Consider the following 25,049-nt stretch of genomic DNA (forward strand, 5'->3'; position numbering starts at 1 on the left):
ATAACCCCTTCCTATTTTAAAAGCGCGCTAATGACTGCCATTCTTAAATACATACCATTTTCCATTTGTTTAAAAATACGAGATTTAGGAGCTTCTACTAAATCACTCTTTATTTCAACTCCCCGATTCACTGGAGCAGGATGCATAACAATGGCTTCCTCTTTTAATTTATCATATCTTGCCTGAGTTAACCCATATTGTTGATGATATTCTTCAGCAGCAAAATTTGCTTCACCTGCAATACCGTGTCTTTCATGTTGAACTCTAAGTAACATGACGATGTCCACTTGTTCAATCACATCATCAATATTAACGTATGGTGCCTCTAATGTATCATCTACCCATTCTTCAGGACTAGAGAACATCACATTTGCACCTAGTGCTCTCAAACTATGATAATTACTTCTTGCGACACGTGAATTCTTAATATCTCCACAAATTAAAATATTTAAATTATCAAAAGAACCATATTCTTCATAAATCGTCATAATATCTAGCAAACTTTGAGTAGGATGTTGTCCGCTTCCGTCTCCTCCATTTGCAACTGGAATGTTTAAATTTTCTAATTCCTCATAATACGCATTTTGTGAGTGACGAATGACTAATAAATCCACACCAATACTTTCTAAAGTTTTACAAGTATCGTATAAGGATTCTCCTTTTTTAACAGAAGAGGTACTAGTCTCGAAACTGATAAGGTTTAATCCTAGTTTTTTTTCAGCTACCTCGAAACTACATTTTGTTCTTGTTGAATTCTCGAAGAATAAGTTAGACACATACTTATCGTTGAATTGAGGTAATGCTTCTTCTCCTGATTTATATTTGCTAGCTGTAGTGATTAAATCATAAATTTCCTCTGTTGATAGGTGTTCCATTGATAATAAATTTTTCATAAAGCGCCCTCCTAATGGATTAAATCTTAATTTTCTTCTTTTTTATCTTTTGGCAAAATTAAATTTAAAATAATTCCAGAAAGTGCGGATAGTGCCATACCTTCAATTTGCAAATTAACGCCGATTCCTTTTAAATTAATCAGTAAATTTCCAATACCTACTACAAGAACTACGGAAGCGATAACTAAGTTACGGTTATTTGAAAAATCAACGTTACTTTCAACTATCATTCGTAAACCACTTGCTGCAATAATTCCAAAGAGTAAGATTGACACACCTCCCATGACAGGTGTAGGAATGGATGAAATCAATGCTGTAAATTTACCTATGAATGCAAGCACGATGGCGATAACTGCTGCACCACCAATGACATAGATGCTATAAATTTTAGTGATGGCGAGTACGCCGATATTTTCACCGTAAGTTGTACTTGGCGGTCCACCAATAATACTTGCGAACATAGTTGAAATACCATCACCAATAATTGATTTATCTAACCCAGGATCTTTGAAAAAGTTACGACCAACAATCTTATTAATCACCATCTGATGTCCGATATGTTCACTTACTGTAACGAATACTACCGGAATCATGACAAGTACTAATCCTAAATGGAAGGATGGCGTATAATCTTTAAATGGTAAATAAATATGTGGAAAATCTAACCACTTAGCTTGAGCGATGGGTGCGAATTTAACTAAGCCCATAAATATAGAGACGATATAACCTACAATGATTCCAATCAATACAGGTATGAGTGATAAAAATCCTTTAAAGAAGCCTTGTACCACGATTGTGACAATCAACGTAATCATTGCTACAAGTAAATAACTTAAATTATAACCTTTCATGTCTGCAGAATTCTCAAACATTGCCATATTGACAGCTGTCGGTGCCAAACTTAGTCCGATAACCATAATGACTGGTCCTACTACAACAGGTGGTAACAAATGCATTAACCAACCTGTGCCACTTAATCTAATAAATAATCCGATGATGACGTACATCAATCCACTCATAAATAACGCTACGAGCATGTCACCTAAACTATGCGTACTTAAACCTGTAATAATAGGTGTGATAAAGGCAAAACTTGAACCTAAATAAGCGGGTATCTTTGCTCTAGTTATCAATATGTAAATCAGCGTCCCAATACCTGACGCAAGTAATGCTGCTGATATAGGTAGATGCGTTAAGAATGGTACTAATACGGTTGAACCAAACATCGCAAATAAGTGTTGTAAACTTAAGAATGCCCATTGTGTTGGTTTTGGTTTGTCTCTGACATCAAGCACCGGTTTAACGGTACGCTCAAACATTTGTTCATTTTCCATGTTCTTCATTTCCTTTCATAAAAAAATCTCTTTACATCAGTGAATGCAAAGAGACTAAAGCGAAATGGATATATAGCGAATTGTTCATTCGCCCACCACATTTCTAATGAAGTATTCCGTTAAGCATGTATTAAATAACGTTTCATTTGTTGATGCTTACATCATTTATTTACCGTTACTTAACTTATTAACTTCACCTTTTTCAGTCTCTCGTACTGCTTTAAAAGGGATATTATTCAATTATGACTGCATTTTGATCATCAATTTCATCTAAATAAACTGAAACGGATTCATCTCGTGCAGTTGGTATATTCTTTCCTACAAAATCTGCTCGAATAGGTAGTTCTCGATGCCCTCGATCGACGAGTGTTGCAAGTCCAATTTTGACCGGCCGAGAATGTAAGAGTATAGCATCTAGTGAAGCTCTCACAGTACGACCCGTATATAACACATCATCAACAATGACCACAACTTTGTCTGTAATATCTATATCGATATCAAAAGCTTTGATGTCTGATTGCTGAGAGACATTGTCGATATCGTCACGAAAATGTGTGATATCAATTGTTCCAGTTGGCACAACTTGTTGCTCAATAGAATGTATCTTATCTTGGATACGATTTGCTAAAAATGCACCTCGCGTTTTTATACCTAAAAGCACTAAATTATCAGTGCCCTTGTTATACTCTAAAATCTCATGTGCGATTCGAGTGATAGTACGTTGTATTGCAGCTTCATCTAAAATGACTCGTTGTGACATCGTTTCACCTCTTTTAAAATGTGAAAAAACCCCATATCTTTAATAAAGACATGAGGTTAAGGTTACACTTAAAGAAATTAAATAACTTATCGTTAATGAAATTTCTTTATATATAGTTACAGAATTTCGTTGAGATTGAATACAGTTGGTTGCATTCTATAACGAAATCCCTTTAAATGTATACTTATTCCTAATTATCATGTCTTCGAAGCCTCTCTGGACTTTCAATTAAAGACTACGCTTTTCTATATTTAAACTGTTATAAGTTTAAAGCTTTTTAAGAAATAAGTCAATACATTCTCTAAAACGATTAGAATAAGCGCACATTAATTTATAAATTGTCGTCAAAATCTAAATATGTGTATCAATGGCGTTTCTAATGGCAAAAGAATACATGTGAATGAAAGTATACGATAAATAAAAATGGCTTAAGACAATTTCTAATTTGAAACCATCTTAAACCATTTATTTACATTTATGCATCTCTTCGTCGAATATCTTCTAATAAATCTTTAAATTCTTTTGGTAATTCTGAACTTCTTTCAATGTATTCATGAGTGACTGGATGTTCGAATCCAATTACACCTGCATGTAAGGCTTGTCCACCAATATCTAATGTTTTCTTAGGACCATATTTAGGGTCTCCAACAAGTGGGAAACCTATATATTTCATGTGCACACGAATTTGATGTGTACGGCCAGTTTCTAATTCACATTCAATTAATGTATAATCTTTAAAATGTTCTAATACATTAAAGTGTGTGACCGCATCTTTGCCATCGTCTACAATAGCCATTGCTTGACGATCATTTTTATTTCGACCTATTGGTGCATCTACAGTACCATAGTCATGCGGAATATTCCCATGTACTAAAGCTGTATATTTACGTTTAACAGTTTTATCCATGAGTTGCTCAACTAAACCACGATGCGCAATATCATTCTTAGCAACCATTAATAAACCTGATGTATCTTTATCAATTCGATGCACAATACCTGGACGAATTTCACCATTAATTCCTGATAAATCTTTAATTTGATACATCAAACCGTTTACCAATGTACCTGTGTAATGACCTGGTGAAGGATGAACTACCATCCCTTTAGGTTTATACACAATCGCCACGTCTTCGTCTTCATAATAGATATCTAAGTTTAAATCTTCTGGTTGAATATCCGCTTCTACGACTTCCTTTTCCGTGACAATAATATGATCATTCAATTTAACTTTATAATTGGATTTAATCACTTTATCATTTACTTTAACTAAATCTTCTTTAATCCAATCTTGAAGTTGACTACGTGACCACTCATCATTCATTTCAGATAATAGTTTATCTATACGTTGACCGACTTGACTTTCATCGGTAATCTTAAATTCATATGTTTCCAAGTGTGAACCTCCTTATCCCTTTTTAGTGGTATCTTTCAATAGTGCAATAATGACAAAAATCACACCTATCGTTAAACTAGAATCTGCTATATTAAAAATAGGAAAATCATATCCAAAAATATATGTATCTATAAAATCGACAACCTCACCATTAAAAACGCGATCGATAAAGTTACCTAATGCACCTGCAAATAATAAACTAATTGCAACTTGCATAAATAAATTATATTTAGCTTCTTTAATATAAAACAGCACGAGAACGACTAAAATAACTAAAGTGATAATGTAAAAAAATCCCATTTTACCACTCAAGATTCCCCAAGCAGCTCCGTTGTTTCTATGTGAAGTAATATTTAAAAAATGAGGAATAACTTCATAGGAATCACCTATTTTCATTGAAGTAGCTATGATCCATTTTGAAACCTGGTCAAAAATAATGATTAAAATTGCTATAAGAAGTGAGATTCCAATATAATATTTCTTTTTCATTCATGTGCCTCCATTCAATACAACGTCCCTTTTTGACAACACCTAATATTATATCCTACTCAATGGTATAAAAAAAGGTAATGGGCCAGAAATATAATTCAGAAAAATTAATTTTGTCGTCCCACCTTTTCATGGATAAAGTTATCAGGGAAGCCTATGATTTCAGTGCTTATATTCATTGTTCTGTGATGCGATTAAATCTGAAATATAAACCATCTGGCCCTTTTAAATCCTTGTGTGTAGTTTCTGGATAATGGAAATCTATCATCGCCAAACCGTAAGTATTCTCATTATCTACGCGTTTTGTCCCAGATAACCATTGATTCATTGCTAAGTGATTATAGTAATGATTTGAAGCTAAAAATAGAGAATAATCATCCATGTATGCTGATTCCTCTAAACCAAAATAATTAAGATAGTATGATTTAATTTCTGAAATTCTAATCGTCTTGAGATGCAAGGAGCCTAATTTGGCCTCATCTGGTATACCTTGCCATCCTTCGTCAGAAACTTCTTTTAATAATCTAGGCACATTGACAGGAATAATATCCATTTTCACTCTGTGGTCTTCATCATAATTCCAAAATTCAAAATCATGATCAACATAAAATTTTAATGAATTACCCTCTGGATCTTCAATAAACAATGCTGTACCTACACTTTGCTCCCCACCATTTACAGGTATTTCAAAATCACTTAATTGTACTAATAAATCAGCTAATGAAGATAGCTCTGGTAACAAGATTCCTATATGAAACAGCCCAGCTTCAGACATTAAAGGTTCTCTTCCATTATGAATTTCATTAAATGTAATATATTGATTCGCATGGCCAACTTCATATTGAACAGTCGTCATAGATTCGTTAACAAGATTAAATCCTAAAACTTCTTCATAAAATGCCTTAATCACTTGCTTATCTTTTATATTTATTGTTACACCATTAACAAAATGTGCATCTTTACTATGAAACATCCTACTATCCTCTCAATTTCCAATCACTCTTTATATGTAAAACAATGACTTCACTATTATCATATTTTTAATATTATGCCTAAAATTACACATAAATTCAAATTTTTGCTTTAAAATATTTTGTTTAAAAGATTTTTGAAATGTTAGAGAATTTGAAATTAAGAGATTCACTTAGATGACTTTGTATTGTCAATAAAATAGATCTAATATTCTTTGTCATAGAATCTTTGACCAACTATAAAAAAGAAGCCAATGAGCGTAGGACAAAAATACATTTTATCAAAAATTATTTTTGAAGTCCCAACCTCATCGGCTATTTGCATTTATTTTAACTCATATTCTTTTTTATAATGTTTCGGTTTTTTATCATATTTATCTTTTAAAACAGCATCTCCCGTCACTCTATTTCCTTCGTCAAGAGAATAAGTATATGTGTTATAAGGTTCATCTTTAAAAGTGACCTCTAAATCATTATATCCAGTATTAAATGTATGAATGTTTTCTTCTTTTTTAATTTTTTCTTCCCAACCTTTATGTTTAAAGATACGATGAACTCTTTGATTAAGCTTGTTTTCTTCGTGTTCTTCATGTTTTTTATACATATGTATTCCTATACCAACTAATATTACAACAATTATTAAAACAATTACTACAAGTCCTAAAATTTTAAATATTTTTTTCATTTTAACCTCCTTCAAACATTTTATTCTTTAATATTTAGTAAAATTAATTATTGGTTTTCTTTCACGATATAAGTATTAAAGAAAATGTTCAAATAATAAGAGGTTGCAAAGTATACAAAATAAAAAATTAATCATTCGTTTATTGTGAGGTTCAATTTTAATAACAGACTCTATAGACGCTCAAACGTAGGAGCCAACCCGAACTGATTCCTTGAAAAATTTCAATATATCAACTCATAAAAAAGACACAAACGCCTATATCACAGCGTTTGTGCCCTTATTTTTGAACAATAACCTATCAAATTAGGAATACTAAACTAACGTTTTAACTACTTCTTGGCAACGTGGGCAAAGGTGATCAAGTTCGCCTACGGAACCTAATTCTTCGCTATAGTTCCAACATCTTTCACATTTTTCACCTTCAGCATGTTCAATACGAATGTCACCATATTTGTATGAAGTGCCATTTTCAACTGTATCAACAACTTCTACTTGAGAGACAATGAATAATTGTTGAAGATCATTAAATTCTTGTAAGAATTCTGTAGCTTTAAAGGATTCGTTGTTACCGATAATAACTTTAGCTTCTAGTGATTTACCAATCACTTTCTCATTACGCGCTTGTTCTAGCGCACGGTTTACATCGTCACGTAAATCCATCAAAGTATTCCATTTATCAAGTAACGTTTTATCAACGTCAACCACTTCTGGCATGTCAGCTAAATGAACGCTTTCTTCTTTAACATGAGGCGTATGTGACCATACTTCCTCAGCAGTGTGTACTAAGATTGGAGCGAGTAATTTAGTCATATCAACTAAAATTTGATATAACACTGTTTGCATGCTGCGACGTTTGTGAGAATCTTTTTTCTCAATATAAAGGATGTCTTTACCATAATCTAAGTAGAAGTTACTTAATTCAACGTTAATGAAGTTTTGAACTTCTTGATAGATATTTAAGTAATCGAAATTCTCATAATTATTGATTGTACTTGCAGTAAATTCACGTAAACGATTAAGTAAATAACGGTCTACGTCTAATAAATCATTTTCAGGAATACGATCAGTTTCAGGGTTATAGTCATTAATATTACCTAGCATAAATCTTAATGTATTTCTGATTTTACGATATACGTCAGATGTTTGTTTTAAAATCTCATCAGAGATACGTACGTCAGCTAAATAATCTGTACTACTTACCCATAATCGCGCAATATCTGCACCTTTTTGTTTTACTACTTGGTCTGGAACGATAACGTTACCAAGTGATTTACTCATTTTCTTACCTTCTCCGTCCATTACGAAACCGTGAGATAATAAGAATTTATATGGTGCTTGACCTCTTGTTGCAACTGCAGTAGTGATTGAAGAGTTAAACCAACCACGATATTGGTCACTACCTTCAAAGTATAAGTCAGCTGGGAAGCTTAATTCAGGACGATTTTCTAGCACGCCACGGTGAGATGAACCAGAGTCAAACCATACGTCCATGATATCTGTTTCTTTAGTAAATTCACCATTTGGACTACCTGGATGCGTAAATCCTTCAGGTAATAAATCTTTTGCTTCTCTTTCAAACCAGATGTTTGAACCATGTTCTGCGAATAAATCAGCAATATGATTGACTGTTTCTTTCGTCATGATGATGTCTCCATTTTCAGCATAGAATACTGGTAATGGAACACCCCATACACGTTGACGAGAAATTACCCATTCACCACGGTCACGAATCATATTATAGATACGTGTTTTACCCCAATCGACTTTGAAATCAGTATCTTCAATCGCATCAAGAATATCTTGTCTTACTTTACTAATTGAAGCAAACCATTGTGGTGTTGCTCTAAAGATGACAGGTTTTTTAGTACGCCAATCATGTGGGTAACTATGAGTAATAAAGTTCAATTTAAGCAGTGCGCCCTTTTCAGTTAAAAGGTCAGTGACAGCTTTATTGGCTTTATCATAGAACATACCTTCAAATTGTCCGCCTTCTTCAGTAAATACTCCTTTGTCGTCTAATGGACTAATCACTGGCAATTCATATTTTTGACCAACAATGTAGTCATCTTCCCCGTGTCCAGGTGCAGTATGAACACAACCTGTACCTGCATCAGTTGTGACATGATCACCATTGATAACAAGTGACACACGATCTAAGAATGGATGTTGTGCTTCTACATATTCTAATTCTTTACCTGTAAATTCCTTTTCAAGTTGAATAGATTCTTTATCCCATTCTAAAGCTTCTGCTACTGTTTCAGATAATGCTTCCGCAATAATGTATTTTTGTCCATTAACATTGTATTGACCGTATTTAAGTTCTGGATGAACTGTAATGGCAACATTTGATGGAATTGTCCATGGCGTAGTTGTCCAAATAATGAACTTAGCATCTGGATCTACGACACCTTTATCATCTTTAACGTCAAACGCTACATAAATTGATGCAGAACGTTTATCATGATATTCAATCTCCGCTTCTGCTAATGAAGATTCACTTGAAGGTGACCAATATACAGGTTTTTTACCTTTATAAATTAAACCTTTATCTGCCATTTCACCGAATAATCTAATTTGTGCCGCTTCATATTCAGGAGTGAGTGTAATATAAGGATTATTAAAATCACCACGCACACCTAAGCGTTTGAAATCTTTCTTTTGAATATCAACTTGTTTAAGTGCGAATTCTTTACATTTTTCTCTGAATTCAGCAATAGACATTTTTTTACGATCTACACCCTTTTTAGTTAAGGCTTGTTCAATAGGTAAACCGTGTGTATCCCATCCTGGAACATATGGTGCATAAAAACCTTGCATCGTTTTATAACGCACGATAAAATCTTTAATAATTTTGTTAAGTGCATGTCCCATATGTAAACTACCATTAGCGTATGGTGGGCCATCATGTAGAATATAAGATTGATTTCCTTTGTTCTTTTCTAATGCTTTTTGATATTGATCTTCAGCATCCCATTTTTCCTGAATTTGAGGTTCTTTATTAGGCAAACCACCTCTCATTGGAAAGTCAGTTTTGGGCATTAATAAAGTATCTTTGTAATTCATTCTGTTCACTCCTTCTTATGATAAAAAAAGAACTCTAAGTTCAATCAACAGGGACGGCTTAACCGCGGTACCACCCTGTTTAACTCAACTTAGAGTTCTCTCTTAAAGCATATTAAAAATAAAAGCCAGTGATATAAGAAACAAACATGATGTTAGGCTCTCACCATTTCCTAACTCGCTGGAATATGTTAACTGCTTCTTACGCGTCTGTCTTTCTATATCATATCAATAAATTGTTATTTAGAAAATGCATTTTTATAACAAATAAGTTAACAAGGCAACTGAACATGCATCTTTTTTATAAAAACTATCCTGTTACCTATCAACCTTGCCTCAAATCCATTATTGGTTGTTTGAAGTTGAATTTGATGATGTTGATTGAGAATCTGAAGCATTTGCTGATTCAGATGTTGATTCATTATGATTAACTTGCGCATCTGATTGACTATTTTTCATTGCACGTTCTTCAGGTGTTAAATCATTATCATTTAAATGATGAATATCTTCTAAAGTCACTTGTTCAGCATCTAAATCATAATTTAATAAATAATCCCAATCTTCACTCTTAAGTAAATCAAGTTGTGCTTCCACTAACATGCGGAAACGAGATCTAAACACTTTAGATTGACGTTTCATGTCTTCCGTTTGGAATGAAAGACGACGTGCTTTTTCAATAGCTTCATTCACAATTTTATCAGCTTGAACTTGTGCTTTAGCTAGTGTTGCTTCAGCATCTTTAGTCGCTGCAAGTTTAGTTTCTTCTCCTACTTTTTGTGCTTGAATTAAAGCATCACTTACAGATTGGTGAACATCTTGATAAGATTTAATATTTGTATCTCTGTCTTCAACTACTTTTTCAAGTTGCTTTTTATCTTCTTTAAGGCGTTCAATTTCATTGCTTAATTGATCTAAGTAATTTGCCACTTCAGTAGGTTCTAAACCGTTCTTCACTCGTGTAAACTCTTTATTCTTAATCTCACTTGGTGTGAAAGGCATGTGATATCCTCCTTGTTTCATCACTATACTATTTAAATAATGTTTGATAGGTAATGTGTAATTTATCTTTTTTAGTTCTTCCACCAATTTCTGTGATTTGGGCTCTACCAAATCCTTGGATAGAAAGTAAATCATTCTTCTCTAATTGAAAGTCAGGTGTATCTACAATCGTGTGATTCACTTTGACTCTTTTCTTTTCGATTAATTGTTTCGCTATATTTCGAGATTTACGTATCATGTCTTTTAATACAACATCTAATCTCAACGCACTCACAGTAGCGCTTTGAATTTTCCAATTCTCTTCTGATTGTATCATATCTTTTATAGGAATAGAATTAAGTTTAACTGTGGCGCCTTTGATACGCGTTAGTTCAAACATGATATAAGATTCTAAACGCTTTGTCAAAATAAATTGTATCTCATCACCTATCATAATATCACCAAGTTGATCTCTTTCAATCCCCAATGACATTAATGTTCCAAGTACGTGTTGATGTTGTATATTCACAAACTTCTCTGGATAATCTATTTGAAGGAGCGAAATTTCATAATCTTCTTCTTGTGGTTCATAATAGGAAGGTGCAATGATAGCACGTTTTCTTTCAGCATGTGGTCCCCCGTTATAAGTCACATTTAAATCTTCATAACTTCCTACAATTACTTCTAATATATATTGCCCTCTCGGATCTAAAAATGCTGTAAGCACCGGTGCATAATGACTATCCGCTTGTTCGCATTTATCCATCAATTGATCAATTAATTCTTGCTCTTCATTTCTAAAGTGTTGATATATATCGATGACAAACACCTCCTACCGTTCTATTATTTTTCTGAAACGGATTGATTACATATATAATTTGAAATGTTCAAACATGTACATGATAAAAACGAGGTCAAAGTTGTTGTATACTTTGCCTCGTTTACTACATGTATATTATATTAGAAGACGCTTCAAGTTAAGCCATATGTGTAAGAATGATATTAAAGATCATTAATAATCCACGTTGGAATAAAACTAATACAATGATTGCCGCAATTGAAGAAATATCTATAAATCCAATGGGTGGAATAACTTTTCTGAAAGGTTCTAGGAAGGGTTCATAAATCTTCCCTAAAAATTCTCCAACTTTAGATTCTCTGATACTAGGAACCCAAGAAGTGAAGAAATAAACAATCATTCCTATATAATAAACTTGTACTAAGAATAAAATAAATCGGAATATTGTACTAAGCAAACCGATATCCATAATTTAACTCCTTATTCGTAATGTTGCTCCATGCTTTCGATATGATCAGTTATGCTTCCAGCAACTTCCACGTTATCAGGTGTACATAAGAAAATATCAGTACCTACGCGTTGGATATCTCCACCAATGGCATAGACTGTACCACTTAAGAAGTCAATAATACGTTTTGCAGATACTTTATCAATACGTTGTAAATTAACTAATGTAGCACGTCTATTTTTCAACTCATCAGCGATATCTTGAGTATCTGAAAAAACGCGTGGTTCAAATAAGCACATTTTTGAACTTTCCTGCGTTGAATAACTTTGAGACGATTGGTTCATAGTGACAACGTTACGAGAATTACTCTTTGAATTATTATTCATACGATAATTCCTTTCCTCAGATGTAGCATTTTGTCTGTTTGTACTCTTTTGTGGTACAGATTTAATCGCATTTTGTCTACTTATATTATTTTGTGTTTGTGCTGGTGTCGTATTTTCATTGCGCGACTCCACATCACGATCTTGAGCACGCTCGCGTGATCTAGCAGATTCACGTTCTTCTGGCGCTTCTACTTCTTCTTCATCTTCTACTACAAAAAATCCATTAAATAAATCCTTCAAAGCCAAGGGGCTCACTCCTCTTCTCCTACAAGTTTAGTCCCAATTCTGACAAAGGTTGCACCTTCTTCAACTGCGATTTGATAGTCATTACTCATTCCCATCGATAATTCAGTACATGGTGCATGTTCTAAATTGAATTGTTGAATTTCTTCTTTTTTATGTCTTAAATCGTGAAATATTGATTTAATGTACGAAGCATCATCTGTTAGTGGTGCCATAGTCATTAAACCAACAATTTTGATGTTCTCATAATCTTTTAATTCATTTAAAAATTCATTAACTTCGTCTAAAGCGATACCATGTTTTGATTCTTCCCCAGAAACATTCACTTGCACAAAGCAAGATATGACATGATTTGCTCTTTTATTAATCTCCTTAGCTAAACTTAGGCGATCCAATGCATGAAAATAATCAACTTCATTGATGACGTCTTTGACTTTCCTAGATTGTAAAGAGCCAATAAAGTGAAAAATAGCGTCATCAGGTAATGCTGCTTTCTTCTCTTTGAAGCCTTCTAATCTATTTTCACCAAAGTGTCTAATGCCTGCTTGATAAGCTTCTTTAGCTCGCTCTATTGTAACATACTTTGTCACAGCAATCACGTGAGGTTGTGCTGAAATGGAATTTTTTTCAATATGATTGCTAATTTCTTCTTCAATTTTGTTTAAATTCTGTTTGACACTCATTTGAGTTCCACCTCACTTTACTTTCGTCCTATAAATGCTAACATACGCCCAGTGTTTCCCTTTTCAACTCTATAAGAGAAAAATAGTTCTAAGTTCTCCGAAGTAGCATAATTGGTAATATAAATATTCTCAGAAGGCACACCAGCTTCTTCGAGTAACAATGCATTCGCTTTTTTCAAATCAATTCCATGTCTATTTTTATCACGAGTATCAATATATTTTGAGGTATCAATCGTTAGCGTTTCAAATTTACTTTTAATGTCATCATTAATTTCGTATGTATTAGACGTTGATGGTCCGATGACAACCTGTAAATCTTTAAGGTCAAAGTCGATTCTTTTTACCATCTCTTTGACAATTTCACCATACGTACCTCGCCATCCTGCATGAGCTAAACCCACATATCCATGACTTTCACTATAGAAATATACTGGCACACAATCTGCATAACACATCGTTAATAATATATTCGGTTCATAGGTATATATACCGTCTATACCATATAAGTTATCAGTTAACGCTTTAATATTTACCCCTTTATGATCTTGTGTGATTTTAGCGACTTTATTTTCATGAGTTTGTATAGGAAATACCCAGTTTTCTCTATCGAAACCAATGTCACTAGCTAGCATCTTTTGATGCTCGGTAATATTATCTTGATTGTCATCAACATATCTTGCCATATTAAACGCATATTCAGGATAAAGACTTAAACCATTCTCTCTTGTTGTGAAACCTAACTTAATATTTTGTGAATGTTTTACGTCATAATCTAAATAATGTTCTTTCTTTATAAATCTTTCCACCATCATGTTTCACCACCATACGAGAATGTAATTTAAAAGATTGCTAGTCATCATCACAATAAAGTATATTATAAAACTATTATATATCATCTATTCTTACATTTAAACTGCAAGTATATGTATGAGTTTACTTATTTTTAAAGGATGACATCTTACTCACTATTTAAACAAATATTATTTGCTAACCTTCTTCAAATTTGTAAAAAGTAAAAAGCACAAACTAAAAAGCCATCAGACATTTAACTGATGGCTTTTTAAGTGAGTTGTTAAGTATATATTAACGTCTAGTTCTTCTAGAACGTCTTTCTTCTCTATTTCTAATAAAGCTAGGAATATCGTCATCTTTAGTAGTATGACTTCTTTCGCTTACACCTTCTGAAGCTTGTGAGCTAGAAGAATTTGTAGCAAATGAATCCTCTTTCGGTGTAGAGTGACTTTGGCTTGTAGAACCACTGTTCACGCTTGAACCGAAACCAGTGCTTGTAGACTTACGACCTTGAGAAGAAGGTTTATCTTCAAAGCCTGTTGCAATCACTGTAACAACAATTTCATCTTGTAGTTCAGGATTAATAACTGTACCAAAAATCATGTTTACATCTTCATCAGCTGCATCTTGAACAATATCCGCTGCTTCTTGAGCTTCGAATAATGAAAGTGATTCTCCACCTGTAATATTCATTAGCACACCTTGTGCACCAACAATTGAAGTTTCTAATAATGGAGAAGAGATTGCTTTTTTAGCTGCTTCTACTGCTCTATTTTCACCAGAAGATACACCGATACCCATTAATGCAGAACCTTGATTTGACATAATTGTCTTAACGTCAGCAAAGTCTAAGTTCACTTCACCAGATACTGCGATTAAATCTGAGATACCTTGTACACCTTGACGTAATACGTTATCTGCTTCTTTGAATGCTTCCATCATAGGTGTTGATTTATCAACGATATCTAATAAACGATCATTAGGGATAACGATTAATGTATCTACTGCTGCTTTCATAGCTTCAACACCAGCTGCTGCTTGTGTTTGACGCTTACGACCTTCGAAGCCGAATGGACGAGTAACAACACCTACAGTTAAAGCACCCATCTCTTTAGCAATTTTAGCAACAACAGGAGCTGCACCAGTACCAGTACCGCCACCCATACCAGCAGTTACGAATACCATATCTGCACCTTGGATAGCATCTTCAATTTGTTCACGAGATTCTTCAGCTGCTTTTTTACCAATTTCAGGGTTAGCACCTGCACCAAGACCACGTGTCAATTTTTCACCGATTTGGATTTTTGATTCTGCTTTAGATAAGTTTAAAGCTTGTCCGTCTGTATTGATTGCGATAAACTCAACGTTATTCATACCATGGTCAATCATACGATTAACAGCGTTGTTACCGCCGCCACCTACACCGATGACTTTCAATGTAGCTAAATGATTAAATCCTTGTTCAAATTCTAACATTTAAATTTCCTCCTAGTCTTAATGGCCAATAATCATTCAAATAGAGATTTCATTAATTTTTTAAATTTACCTTCTTCTTTTTCTTTACCTTCTGATTGATGATGTTCATCTTCGTGTTGATTTACGCGGTCTTCGTATGTTTCTTCATGAGGTGCTTCAGGCTCTTCCTCATAAGTATCTTTCTTATTTGATTTACGTTTAAACCAATCAAAACCGCTTGATTTAGATTCGTTATCTTTATCATTAGACTCGATAACTTCCTCTTCAAATTCTTCATTATCATGATAACTAATTGTAACATAATCTAATAACTCGTCAAAAGCGATACTACTAGAAATTGTTGAAATTGCAGAAGAGAATTCAGGTTTTCTAATTCCCATTTGTGAAGGTGTATGAATTCTAACTTTTTCACTTACCATATCTTGTAATAATTCTTTTACTCCAAGTAGGTTAGCAGAGCCACCTGTCACAATAAATCCGCCATTTACTTTTGTTAAACCAAGTTCTTGAAGAACATCGAATACTTCAAAGAATATGTCTTCAACGCGTTGCTCAATAAAATCGCTTAAGTCCTTTTGAGTATATTGAACATGTTCTTCACTATCAATTTGGTCTACTGAAAATACATCCTGCTCTGAAGCTGAGTCATAGAAAGCATGACCATATTGATGTTTAATCTTCTCGGCAGTATCATATGTAGTATTTAAGCCTTGAGCAATATCATCTGTAATATCACGTCCAGCCATTTCAATAGAATCTGCATCTACTAATTCGCCACGTTCATAAAATGCGATTTGAGTTAAATCTTCACCAATATCGATGACACATGCGCCTAACTCTTTTTCAGTAGCTGTCAAAATAGATCCATAGTTATAAGCATCAGAGTAAACATCTAATACGTCAACACCACATGCTTCAACACATTTAATCATATTGATTAAAATAGATTTTTGAATGGCTATCACGCCTGCATCTACTTTTAAAGAGTGTCTTGCAATTAATTCTTTAGGGTCTGAAACTTCATTATCTTTATCTACCACGAATCGGATAGGAAAGACATTGATAACTTCTGTCTCAGCTACATCATTTTTATCACGGATACCATCTAACACCGTTTCGATGTGTGTTCCATTAATTTCAGTATCTTCATAAAATTCAATTTCATTTGATTCATCGTATACTTCGGTACCAATGATAGGTAACTTCAAGAATACTTCTTTTATATCTACACCTGAGGCAATTGAAGCCTTCTTAATCGTATCTTTAATTGCTTGTCTCGCAATATCGAAATCGTCAATCAGACCATTTTTGATACCGCTAGTGTAGGTTTGTCCTGTACCTATCACATTTATTCCATTGTGAAATTTTTCGCCTACTATTGTTTTTACACTTGATGAACCTATATCTATACTTACATAGTAATGTTCCTCCATAGATAGGCACCTCCTGACAAATTACTATTAAAATACACTATGTTTAGTTTACAATACGTTGAATAGCTTGTGAACTATAAACACATACTATTACCGAATTTTTTTAATTATTATCTTTTGATTGTTTATTAATTTTATTCAATACACTTTGTAACTCTTCTTTTGCTTCACTTTCTTGTTGTGTCGATTTTGTTACATTCTGATCAGTTTCTGATTCAGCTCCTGATGAACCTCCATAAGGAATAAATGATGCACCTACTGATAAATCAATGTATCCATCCGTTTTAAGGTTACCAGAATCGTCTCTACTTAGCGATTGAGACATCTGCGGATAATATTTCATTTTATTAGCAATTGTTGTAATATCTCCTACAACTTGAATATCATCCTTTGTAAAAATCTTTATTCTATTTTGCTTATTCTTTGCTGGGGCATAGCTTACTTCAGCAATCATGCTCCTAACTTCTGGAGACATTTCAGATAAAGCTTTAATCATATTTGTTTTTTTGTTGCCTTTGAAACCGTCAATGATTGGACCATCGTGTGAAACATCATCACTATAGTCTTTTAATTCTTTACCGTCTTCGATGATTGGCACATAATTATCTTTGTTTTTTTCTAAACCGACTACCTGATACTCTGTCACTTTAACATTTAAAGTATTAGGTAATTGTTTATGAATTTCTACGTCTTTGATTAAAGGGTTTTTCTTTAAATTATTAATTGCTTTACGTTTACTAAACGTATACATTCTAGAATGAGAAGTAACATGAAGTTCTTTATTAATTTTACTAGTACTCACGTTATTATTACCCTTTACATTCACATTTGAAATCTTGCTCAGTGGTGTGAACATATATAGTAAGAAAATAACAATCAATAGTACTAATAGCGTAATAATTGTATATTGAATCCTCTTATGTCGTTGTCGACGTAACGCTCTTTTTTCTTCAAGCGTCATAGGTCTATTAGGCTCGACCTGTTGATCTTTATTACCTGACGAACGCTTATTTTTATTTATAAACGGTAATGAGCCAAGCAAACCTTTCTTTTTATCCTCTTTTTTATCTTGCGCATTGTCCTCAGTTGATTTGAGTTCATTATCGCTATCAGAAGAAGCCTCTTTATCTTCTTGTTGATCAGTCTCGTTCTTCTCTTCAAGATTGTCGTTATGTGCTTGTGATTCATTGAGATTGTCATCACTATCCACATCGATCGTCTCATCTTGTTTAGTATCATTACTTTTATCTAAGGCATCATGAGGTGAATCTTGATTTGAACTATTCTCAACATTTCGTTCTAAATGCTTATCTTGAGTATCGTCCTCTCTTTGATGTTCATGATTTGCCAATTCCTCTTCGTTCACTTTATCGCCGAAACGTTTTCTTTTACGATTTCGAAAGTCTTTATTTCTTCTGAAAAGCCCTAAATCATCGTTATCGTTTTCTTCTCTTTGATGTGAAGTGAAATCTTCTATACGCGACACTTTATCATTACTATGTTTATTTTTTTCATCCATGAGCATTCACACTCCTTAATAAGATGGCAAGTGTGCTCGGAATCTTTCGATAAATTTCTCACCACGTTCTTCAAATGTATTATATTGATCCCAACTTGCACAAGCTGGTGATAGTAACACCACATCATTTGGTTCAATTACTTCTTGAATCTTATCAACAGCATCTTCAACGTCTGTAGCTTTGATTACGTATTTACCTTGGCTATTACCTAGTTTAGCAAACTTTTCCTGAGTTTCGCCAAAAACAACCATAATACGAACGTTATTCATATATGGAATTAACTCATCAAAGTCATTGCCTCTATCTAATCCACCACATAACCATATAATAGGTTGTTTAAATGAATTTAAAGCAAATTGTGTAGCTAAAGTATTAGTTGCTTTGGAATCATTGTAGTATTTATTCGTACGATTTGTACCAATGTATTGAAGTCTATGATCAATTCCTGAGAAAGTTGTCAGACTATCAACGATGGCTTTAACTGGTACGCCTGCCAAAATGGCAGCTAATACTGCAGCCAAAATATTTTCTAAGTTGTGCTCGCCTGGTAAAACTAAATCTTTAACATTTATGATACGAATGCCATTATATACAATGAATCCGTCTTTAATATAAATACCGTCCACTTCTTGCTGAGTAGAAAAATACATGGTTTTCGCCTTAAGATTTTCTGACTCAATTAAATGTCTTTGATGATAATTGCAAATTAAGTAATCATCTTTAGTTTGGTTTTTATAAATTTGTTTCTTCGCGTTTTGATAGTTCTCTAATGTTTCATGATAATCGAGATGTGCTGAGTAAATATTAGTAATAATTGCAATGTGAGGTTTATACTTTTCAATCCCTAATAATTGGAAAGAAGAAAGCTCTGTAATTAAATATTCATCAGGACGAGCCTCTTGAGCGACTTTAGAAGCAACATATCCAATATTTCCAGATAGACGACCTGTTAATACACTTTTTTTAAACATATCACCGATAAGTGACGTGACAGTTGTCTTACCATTTGTACCAGTTACTGCAATAATTGGCGCTTCTGATATAAGATAACTTAATTCTACTTCAGTTAATATTTTTAATCCTCTACGTACAGCTTCGTCGATAATTGAAACAGTGTAAGGTATACCAGGATTCTTAACAATAATTGGATTATTATCTAGCAAAGATAAAGGATGTCCGCCGCTTACAACTTCGATGCCCATTGATTCGAGATCTTTAGCGTGTGCATCCTGTGAAAGATCCTTGCCATCATTCACGATGACATTCGCACCTAATTTAGCTAATATTTTTGCTGCTTCATATCCACTTTTAGCTAATCCTACTACTAGAACATTTTTATTTTCTAATTCTGTGTAATTTAGCATTCTAATGCACTCCAATCCATAATCCGATTAATCCTGAAATTAAACCTACCGTCCAAAATACAGTTACAACTTTCCATTCTCCCCAACCACTTAATTCGAAATGATGGTGAATTGGACTCATTTTGAAAATGCGCTTTTTAGTTAATTTATAAGAAGCAACTTGTAACATCACTGATAAGGTTTCAATAACGAAAACTAAACCGATAAATATAAGTGACAGCTCTTGATTAAGCATGATTGAAATGGTAGCAAAGATACCACCTAAAGCTAAACTACCTGTATCACCCATAAATACCTTTGCAGGATTTAAGTTATAAGGAAGGAATCCTAATAAAGCAAACACCATGATAATACAGAATATACCAATAGCTGGTGAATCAAGAATAAAACTCATAATCGCATACATTGCAAATCCTATAATAGATAATCCTGTAGCTAATCCGTCTAATCCATCAGTTAAATTCACCGCATTTGAAAATCCAACTTGCCAGAAGACAATGAATAAGACATAGGCAAATGATAATGGGATATCGAAGTTAGAAAATGGAATATGTAAATTTGTAGTAAAATTGATTAAATGAAATACGTCACTTAATACAAAGAAAATAACTGCAATTATTATTTGAGCTAAGAATTTTTGTTTACTTGTTAAACCTTGGTTGTTCTTTTTAACTACAATAATGTAATCATCAATGAATCCGATTAATCCAAAGCCTATAGTAACAAATAATAACAAGATGATTGGATTTGATTTATCAACAAAAATAATCGCAATCACAGAAGTAATAATGATACTAATTAAAAATGTAAGCCCACCCATCGTAGGTGTTCCTGTTTTTTTCATGTGGCTTTGTGGACCTTCTTCTCTAATGCTTTGTCCAAACTTCATTCTTTTTAAAGTTGGAATAAGCACTGGAACTAATATAAATGTTATGAGTAGTGCGATGATCGCATATATAAAGAACATATGAATCTCCTTTTCTTCACTTTCTAATTTTTACTCGTTTGATTGTAAATAACCTTTAATAGTTTATCAGTTTTCTCTTTGTTTTCATATAAAACTTAAAATATTAATAAATAAGGTTGGGACCATTTCTAAGTTAATCCCTAAAATGATAATCCCAACCTCATTTGTTTACTCAGTTCCATTAACTATCGTCATTGGAACTTGATTTATTATTTGAATTGCTATTGGAGTCTTTTTTAGAGTCAGAACTTGAACTATTCTTTGAATCTGATTTTGAAGATGAGTCTGATTTATGCTTATCTGATGATTTATCGTCAGATTTTGATTGTTTATCAGAACCCGTATCGTCAGACTCGTCATCGTTTTCATCTGTCTTGTCTGCTGATAAAGTTACTTCAATTTTGTCTTTACTTTTCAATGTTTGACCTTTAGTTACATTTTGATTTGTAACGAAACCATTACCTTTAGTTGAAACTTTGATGTGGGTCAGGTCTTCGAATGCTAACACATCTTCCTTAGTCCAACCTGTCATATCAGGCATTGTTACATCACCATCAGTGAGTAATAATACTTTACTGTGTGGCAATATTTTAGTGCCTGCTTTTACAGATTGCGCTTTAATTTGTTTGCCACTACCGATTGTAACTGGTTTAAGCGATTGAGCATTCAAGCTATCCTCTGCTTTTTGCATTTCTTGACCTTCAACATTCGGTACCTTGCTGTAATCTGCTTTTGATGTAGAGTCGCTTGATTTACCAACATTTAGATACTTAAGTGTATTCTCCATGATTGGTTTAAATGCTTTACTTACACCCATTTCATAAGCTTCTTCATCATTTTTCTGAGCTAAACTCATACCAGCATAAACAATGACTTTCGGGTTCTTCTTAGGTGCATCACCGATAAAGCTTACAAAGTATGGATTTTCACCTTTAACGTAACCTCCACCATTTGAATCGGCCACTTGTGCTGTACCTGTTTTACCCTCAATATCATAGCCTTTAACACGATAATTCATTGCATGACTTTGTTTACTGTTAACAACTTTATCAAGTTCGTTTTCTACTTTTTTGGCTGTATCTGCAGTCACTGGTTTACCTGCATATTGTTTTTCCCCACTATAGTAATTTTTCTTAGTGACAGGGTTGTCAATACTACTAACAAACCAAGGTTTTAGCATATTTCCTTTATTAAAGAAAGCTGATTGCGCTTGAATCATTTGTACCGGCGTTACTGTCGTAGATTGTCCAAATGCAGTTGTTTTTTGTTGCAATTCATTAGACCAACCAATATGCCCAGCTGCTTCGCCATCAAACATTCCACCTGTTTTTTTACCAAATCCAAAGCGTTCATACCAAGATTTCATTTTATCTGCGCCTACTAAGTCTTGTAAGTGCATCATCAATGTATTGGATGAATAAGTAAATCCTAGTGACATTGGGATTCTACCCCAACCTGTTTTATTCCAGTCTGAAATCTCGGAGCCCATGATGTCTCGATGTCCTGACTTATATTTTTCATCTGGTTTAAACTTACCTTCTTGAATTGCTGCAGCTAAACCGTATGTTTTAAATGTTGAACCAGGTTCATACGTGTTTTGATATAAGTCATTTGCCCACTTTTTACCAAAGTCTTTTCCTGTTTCTGGATTAAAAGTAGGACGCTGACTGTAAGCGAGAATTTCTCCTGTTTTTGCATCCATCACTACAGCGAATAAGTCTTTAGGAGCATATTTTTCTACCATACCATCGAGCGCTTCTTCGACGAAGACTTGAATATTAGAATCAAGTGTTAAATGAACGTCATCTCCACGCTTAGGTTGTTGTTCCTTTTTAGTATTAGGAGCAATATAACCCCAAATATCTTGAATATATTTAAGTGCGCCTTGTGTACCGTTTAAATAACTATTGAAAATCTTTTCAACACCTAATGCTCCGTTTAATTGGCCAGTGTCTGGATCTTTTTGTGCCATTCCAATTAAATGGGAAGCAAAATTGCCATTAGGATAGAAACGTTCTGTCTCTGGATATAGTGAAATACCAGGCATATCCATTTTTTCAATTTTTTCTTTATCTTGATAAGTCAGATTTGTACCTTTTTGACCGAATTCCACTTGGAAGGCTTTTTTCTGATTTAAACGTTTTTCAATTTCACTAGGTTTCATATCTATAACTTTAGATAATTGTTTTGCTGTTTTCTTTTTATCAACGACATGACGTGGTTTTTTACTATTCTGACTCGCCTTTTTATCCACGACTGCTACTACCTTGTATCTTTCGACATCTTCGGCTAGAACTTTACCATTTCGGTCATATATCTTTCCTCGTTCTGGTTGTTCCGAATTTTTTACTAAATACTTTTCATTTGCCTTCATCACTAAATCCTGACCATTAGAATGACCAGTAATCATAATGTATGAGAACCTTAAAACCAATATAAAAAAGAGCAGTCCGAATAAACCAACTAGTAGGACTGCCCCTATTTTTTTTTTTTTAATTTTAATTTTTCGCTTCGCCATTATTACGCACTACCTTTACATTGTCGTTCTGTAGGCTCATACCTTGTTTTTTAGCCTTATCGTAAATGCGTTCATAAGAAGAGTTTTTCTTGATTTCAGATTTTAATGCGCTGTTTTCACTAGATTGTTTCTCTATTTTTTGATCTAAATCTGCAATTTTTCCTCGCGTGTCGTACGCATCCATTTTTAAAGATAGCATATATATACTAATCATGGCAATTACAGTAATAAGTGTTATGTATAAAACTTTTTCGAATCTAGTTAATTGTACAACCACTTTTCTTTTGACTGTTTGTTTCTCAGGACGAGATTGCGGTTGTCTTTGTGGGATACTGGTTTGTGTTGCTTCATCATAGGGTTGATAAATTTTTTCTACAGCCATTTCAATTACTCCTTATTTTAAAATTTCTGCAACACGTAGTTTTGCACTACGCGCACGATTGTTTTCGTCTAAATCTTCTTCAGTAGCGGTTATCGGTTTGCGATTTACACGTTTTAATTTCGGCGAGTATGCTTCAGGAATAATTGGTAATCCTCTCGGAACTTCCGGTCCTTTTTCGTACTCTTGAAAGATTTGCTTACATAAGCGATCTTCCAATGAATGGAACGTGATGACCGAAATTCTTCCGTTCACCTTTACATTTTCAATTGCTTGTTCAATTGAATCTTCAAACGCGGATAATTCATCGTTAACAGCTATTCGAATTGCTTGAAAAACTCTCTTAGCAGGATGACCGCCTTTACGTCTTGCTTTCGCGGGTATGCCTTCTTTGATGATATCGACAAGTTGTAAAGTCGTCTCAATCGGTTGTTGTTCACGATTCGCTTCAATTCTTCTAGCAATTTGCTTTGAGAACTTCTCTTCTCCATAACGATAAAAAATCTTAACTAATGCTTCGTAGGACCATTCATTCACTACTTCGTATGCAGATAATGATTGAGTTTGATCCATACGCATGTCTAATTTCGCATCATGATGATAACTAAATCCTCTTTCAGGGACATCTAATTGTGGACTCGAAACACCGAGGTCATAATAGATGCCATCTACCTTTTCAATGTTGAGTTCTTTTAAAATATTCGTTAATTCTCGAAAGTTGTTATGAACAAAAGTGACTTTGTGCAAATGTTCTTTTAAAACTTCCTTTGCATTTTCTATGGCTGTTAAATCTTGATCAATCGCTATAAGTCTACCTTCATCATTTAATTGATTAAGTAAATAAAGGGCGTGCCCTGCACCACCAAGCGTACAATCAACATACACACCATCTTCTTTTATATTTAAATAATCAATGGTTTCGTTTAACATAACGCTGACGTGATGAAACACTTTAATTCCTCCATTTAAAAATCAAAATCTATTAAATCTTCAGCAATATCTTCGAAACTATCTTCAGATTCTTCATAGAAATCGTTCCAAGTTTCTCTGTCCCAAATCTCAATACGATTTGAAACCCCAATTACTGTACATTCTTTGGTTAAATTAGCGTATTTCCTTAAATTTTGAGGAATGTTAATACGCCCTTGCTTATCTAGTTCAACTTCAACAGCACCAGAGAAGAACATACGCATAAATTTACGTGCATCTTTTTTAGTCATAGGTAAGGTCTTCATCTTCTCTTCAATTTGTTGCCATTCTTCAAGCGTGTATCCAAACAAGCATTTATCAAGGCCTCTAGTGATAATAAAACGTTCATTTAAGTCATAACGAAACTTGGACGGTATAATCATACGTCCTTTTGTATCTAATTGATGATCGTATTCTCCCATGAACATTTTTTATCACCTCACCTTATTTATAATTTACCACATCTCCCCACTATCCTCCACTAATTATGCAAAAATAGTTCAAATTAT

At 33.6% G+C, this 25,049-nt stretch carries 23 protein-coding genes; all 23 read right to left on the reverse strand.

The window, feature by feature from the left end; genetic code table 11:
* Positions 1-11: 11 nt before the first annotated feature.
* The 23 genes from JMUB898_RS08400 to mraZ all read right to left on the reverse strand — a co-directional run bounded on the left by JMUB898_RS08400 (position 12) and on the right by mraZ (position 24,968).
* Positions 12-893: an aspartate carbamoyltransferase catalytic subunit gene (locus tag JMUB898_RS08400; protein ID WP_002442454.1), complete on the reverse strand. Its 882-nt coding sequence runs from the start codon at positions 891-893 to the stop codon at positions 12-14.
* Positions 894-919: 26 nt separating this feature from the next.
* Positions 920-2,227: a uracil-xanthine permease family protein gene (locus JMUB898_RS08405; protein ID WP_002442452.1), complete on the reverse strand. Its 1,308-nt coding sequence runs from the start codon at positions 2,225-2,227 to the stop codon at positions 920-922.
* A gap of 232 nt (positions 2,228-2,459) precedes the next feature.
* On the reverse strand, positions 2,460-2,987 hold the full coding sequence (gene pyrR / locus JMUB898_RS08410; RefSeq protein ID WP_002442450.1) for a bifunctional pyr operon transcriptional regulator/uracil phosphoribosyltransferase PyrR: 528 nt from the start codon (positions 2,985-2,987) through the stop codon (positions 2,460-2,462).
* A 475-nt stretch (positions 2,988-3,462) separates the two neighbouring features.
* Complete coding sequence (locus JMUB898_RS08415) at positions 3,463-4,380, reverse strand: RluA family pseudouridine synthase (RefSeq protein WP_002442448.1); 918 nt, start codon at positions 4,378-4,380, stop codon at positions 3,463-3,465.
* 12 nt (positions 4,381-4,392) lie between these two features.
* Positions 4,393-4,869 carry a signal peptidase II gene (lspA, locus tag JMUB898_RS08420; protein WP_002442446.1) on the reverse strand — a complete coding sequence of 159 codons (477 nt, stop codon included), beginning with the start codon at positions 4,867-4,869 and terminating at the stop codon, positions 4,393-4,395.
* A 175-nt stretch (positions 4,870-5,044) separates the two neighbouring features.
* Complete coding sequence (locus tag JMUB898_RS08425; RefSeq protein ID WP_002442444.1) at positions 5,045-5,842, reverse strand: VOC family protein; 798 nt, start codon at positions 5,840-5,842, stop codon at positions 5,045-5,047.
* A gap of 323 nt (positions 5,843-6,165) precedes the next feature.
* The gene (locus JMUB898_RS08430) at positions 6,166-6,525 is read right to left on the reverse strand and encodes a DUF3139 domain-containing protein (protein ID WP_044466290.1); all 360 of its coding nucleotides are present in this window, start codon (positions 6,523-6,525) and stop codon (positions 6,166-6,168) included.
* A 312-nt stretch (positions 6,526-6,837) separates the two neighbouring features.
* On the reverse strand, positions 6,838-9,588 hold the full coding sequence (ileS, locus tag JMUB898_RS08435) for an isoleucine--tRNA ligase (RefSeq protein ID WP_002442438.1): 2,751 nt from the start codon (positions 9,586-9,588) through the stop codon (positions 6,838-6,840).
* 342 nt (positions 9,589-9,930) lie between these two features.
* Complete coding sequence (locus JMUB898_RS08440) at positions 9,931-10,584, reverse strand: DivIVA domain-containing protein (protein ID WP_037541381.1); 654 nt, start codon at positions 10,582-10,584, stop codon at positions 9,931-9,933.
* Between the two features lie 28 nt (positions 10,585-10,612).
* Positions 10,613-11,392, reverse strand: a complete 780-nt coding sequence (locus JMUB898_RS08445; RefSeq protein WP_002442434.1) for a YlmH family RNA-binding protein — start codon at positions 11,390-11,392, stop codon at positions 10,613-10,615.
* A gap of 148 nt (positions 11,393-11,540) precedes the next feature.
* Complete coding sequence (locus JMUB898_RS08450) at positions 11,541-11,831, reverse strand: YggT family protein (protein ID WP_002442431.1); 291 nt, start codon at positions 11,829-11,831, stop codon at positions 11,541-11,543.
* Between the two features lie 11 nt (positions 11,832-11,842).
* On the reverse strand, positions 11,843-12,451 hold the full coding sequence (locus tag JMUB898_RS08455; RefSeq protein ID WP_002442429.1) for a cell division protein SepF: 609 nt from the start codon (positions 12,449-12,451) through the stop codon (positions 11,843-11,845).
* Positions 12,448-13,122: a YggS family pyridoxal phosphate-dependent enzyme gene (locus tag JMUB898_RS08460; protein WP_002442427.1), complete on the reverse strand. Its 675-nt coding sequence runs from the start codon at positions 13,120-13,122 to the stop codon at positions 12,448-12,450. The genes JMUB898_RS08455 and JMUB898_RS08460 overlap by 4 nt, the downstream gene beginning before the upstream one ends.
* 17 nt (positions 13,123-13,139) lie before the next feature.
* Positions 13,140-13,931, reverse strand: coding sequence for a peptidoglycan editing factor PgeF (gene pgeF / locus JMUB898_RS08465; RefSeq protein WP_037541550.1), 792 nt, complete (start codon positions 13,929-13,931; stop codon positions 13,140-13,142).
* Between the two features lie 274 nt (positions 13,932-14,205).
* Entirely contained in the window at positions 14,206-15,390 is a 1,185-nt protein-coding gene (gene ftsZ / locus JMUB898_RS08470) for a cell division protein FtsZ (protein WP_002442422.1), read from the reverse strand.
* A 32-nt stretch (positions 15,391-15,422) separates the two neighbouring features.
* Positions 15,423-16,823, reverse strand: a complete 1,401-nt coding sequence (gene ftsA, locus JMUB898_RS08475) for a cell division protein FtsA (protein WP_002442420.1) — start codon at positions 16,821-16,823, stop codon at positions 15,423-15,425.
* Between the two features lie 103 nt (positions 16,824-16,926).
* A complete protein-coding gene (locus JMUB898_RS08480) occupies positions 16,927-18,342 on the reverse strand; it encodes a cell division protein FtsQ/DivIB (RefSeq protein ID WP_044466292.1) in 1,416 nt (471 codons plus the stop codon).
* Positions 18,343-18,357: 15 nt separating this feature from the next.
* Positions 18,358-19,707, reverse strand: coding sequence for a UDP-N-acetylmuramoyl-L-alanine--D-glutamate ligase (murD, locus tag JMUB898_RS08485; RefSeq protein ID WP_002442417.1), 1,350 nt, complete (start codon positions 19,705-19,707; stop codon positions 18,358-18,360).
* Between the two features lies 1 nt (position 19,708).
* The gene (mraY, locus tag JMUB898_RS08490) at positions 19,709-20,674 is read right to left on the reverse strand and encodes a phospho-N-acetylmuramoyl-pentapeptide-transferase (protein ID WP_044466293.1); all 966 of its coding nucleotides are present in this window, start codon (positions 20,672-20,674) and stop codon (positions 19,709-19,711) included.
* Positions 20,675-20,855: 181 nt separating this feature from the next.
* Positions 20,856-23,192 (reverse strand): penicillin-binding protein, encoded by a 2,337-nt coding sequence (locus JMUB898_RS08495; RefSeq protein ID WP_126501976.1) that lies wholly within the window; start codon positions 23,190-23,192, stop codon positions 20,856-20,858.
* Complete coding sequence (gene ftsL, locus JMUB898_RS08500) at positions 23,173-23,574, reverse strand: cell division protein FtsL (RefSeq protein WP_002442411.1); 402 nt, start codon at positions 23,572-23,574, stop codon at positions 23,173-23,175. The genes JMUB898_RS08495 and ftsL overlap by 20 nt, the downstream gene beginning before the upstream one ends.
* A 12-nt stretch (positions 23,575-23,586) precedes the next feature.
* Positions 23,587-24,522, reverse strand: a complete 936-nt coding sequence (rsmH, locus tag JMUB898_RS08505; protein ID WP_037541375.1) for a 16S rRNA (cytosine(1402)-N(4))-methyltransferase RsmH — start codon at positions 24,520-24,522, stop codon at positions 23,587-23,589.
* Between the two features lie 14 nt (positions 24,523-24,536).
* Complete coding sequence (gene mraZ / locus JMUB898_RS08510; protein ID WP_002442408.1) at positions 24,537-24,968, reverse strand: division/cell wall cluster transcriptional repressor MraZ; 432 nt, start codon at positions 24,966-24,968, stop codon at positions 24,537-24,539.
* Positions 24,969-25,049 lie beyond the last annotated feature (81 nt).

The organism is Staphylococcus caprae (assembly GCF_003966625.1).
GTDB classification, from domain to species: domain Bacteria; phylum Bacillota; class Bacilli; order Staphylococcales; family Staphylococcaceae; genus Staphylococcus; species Staphylococcus caprae.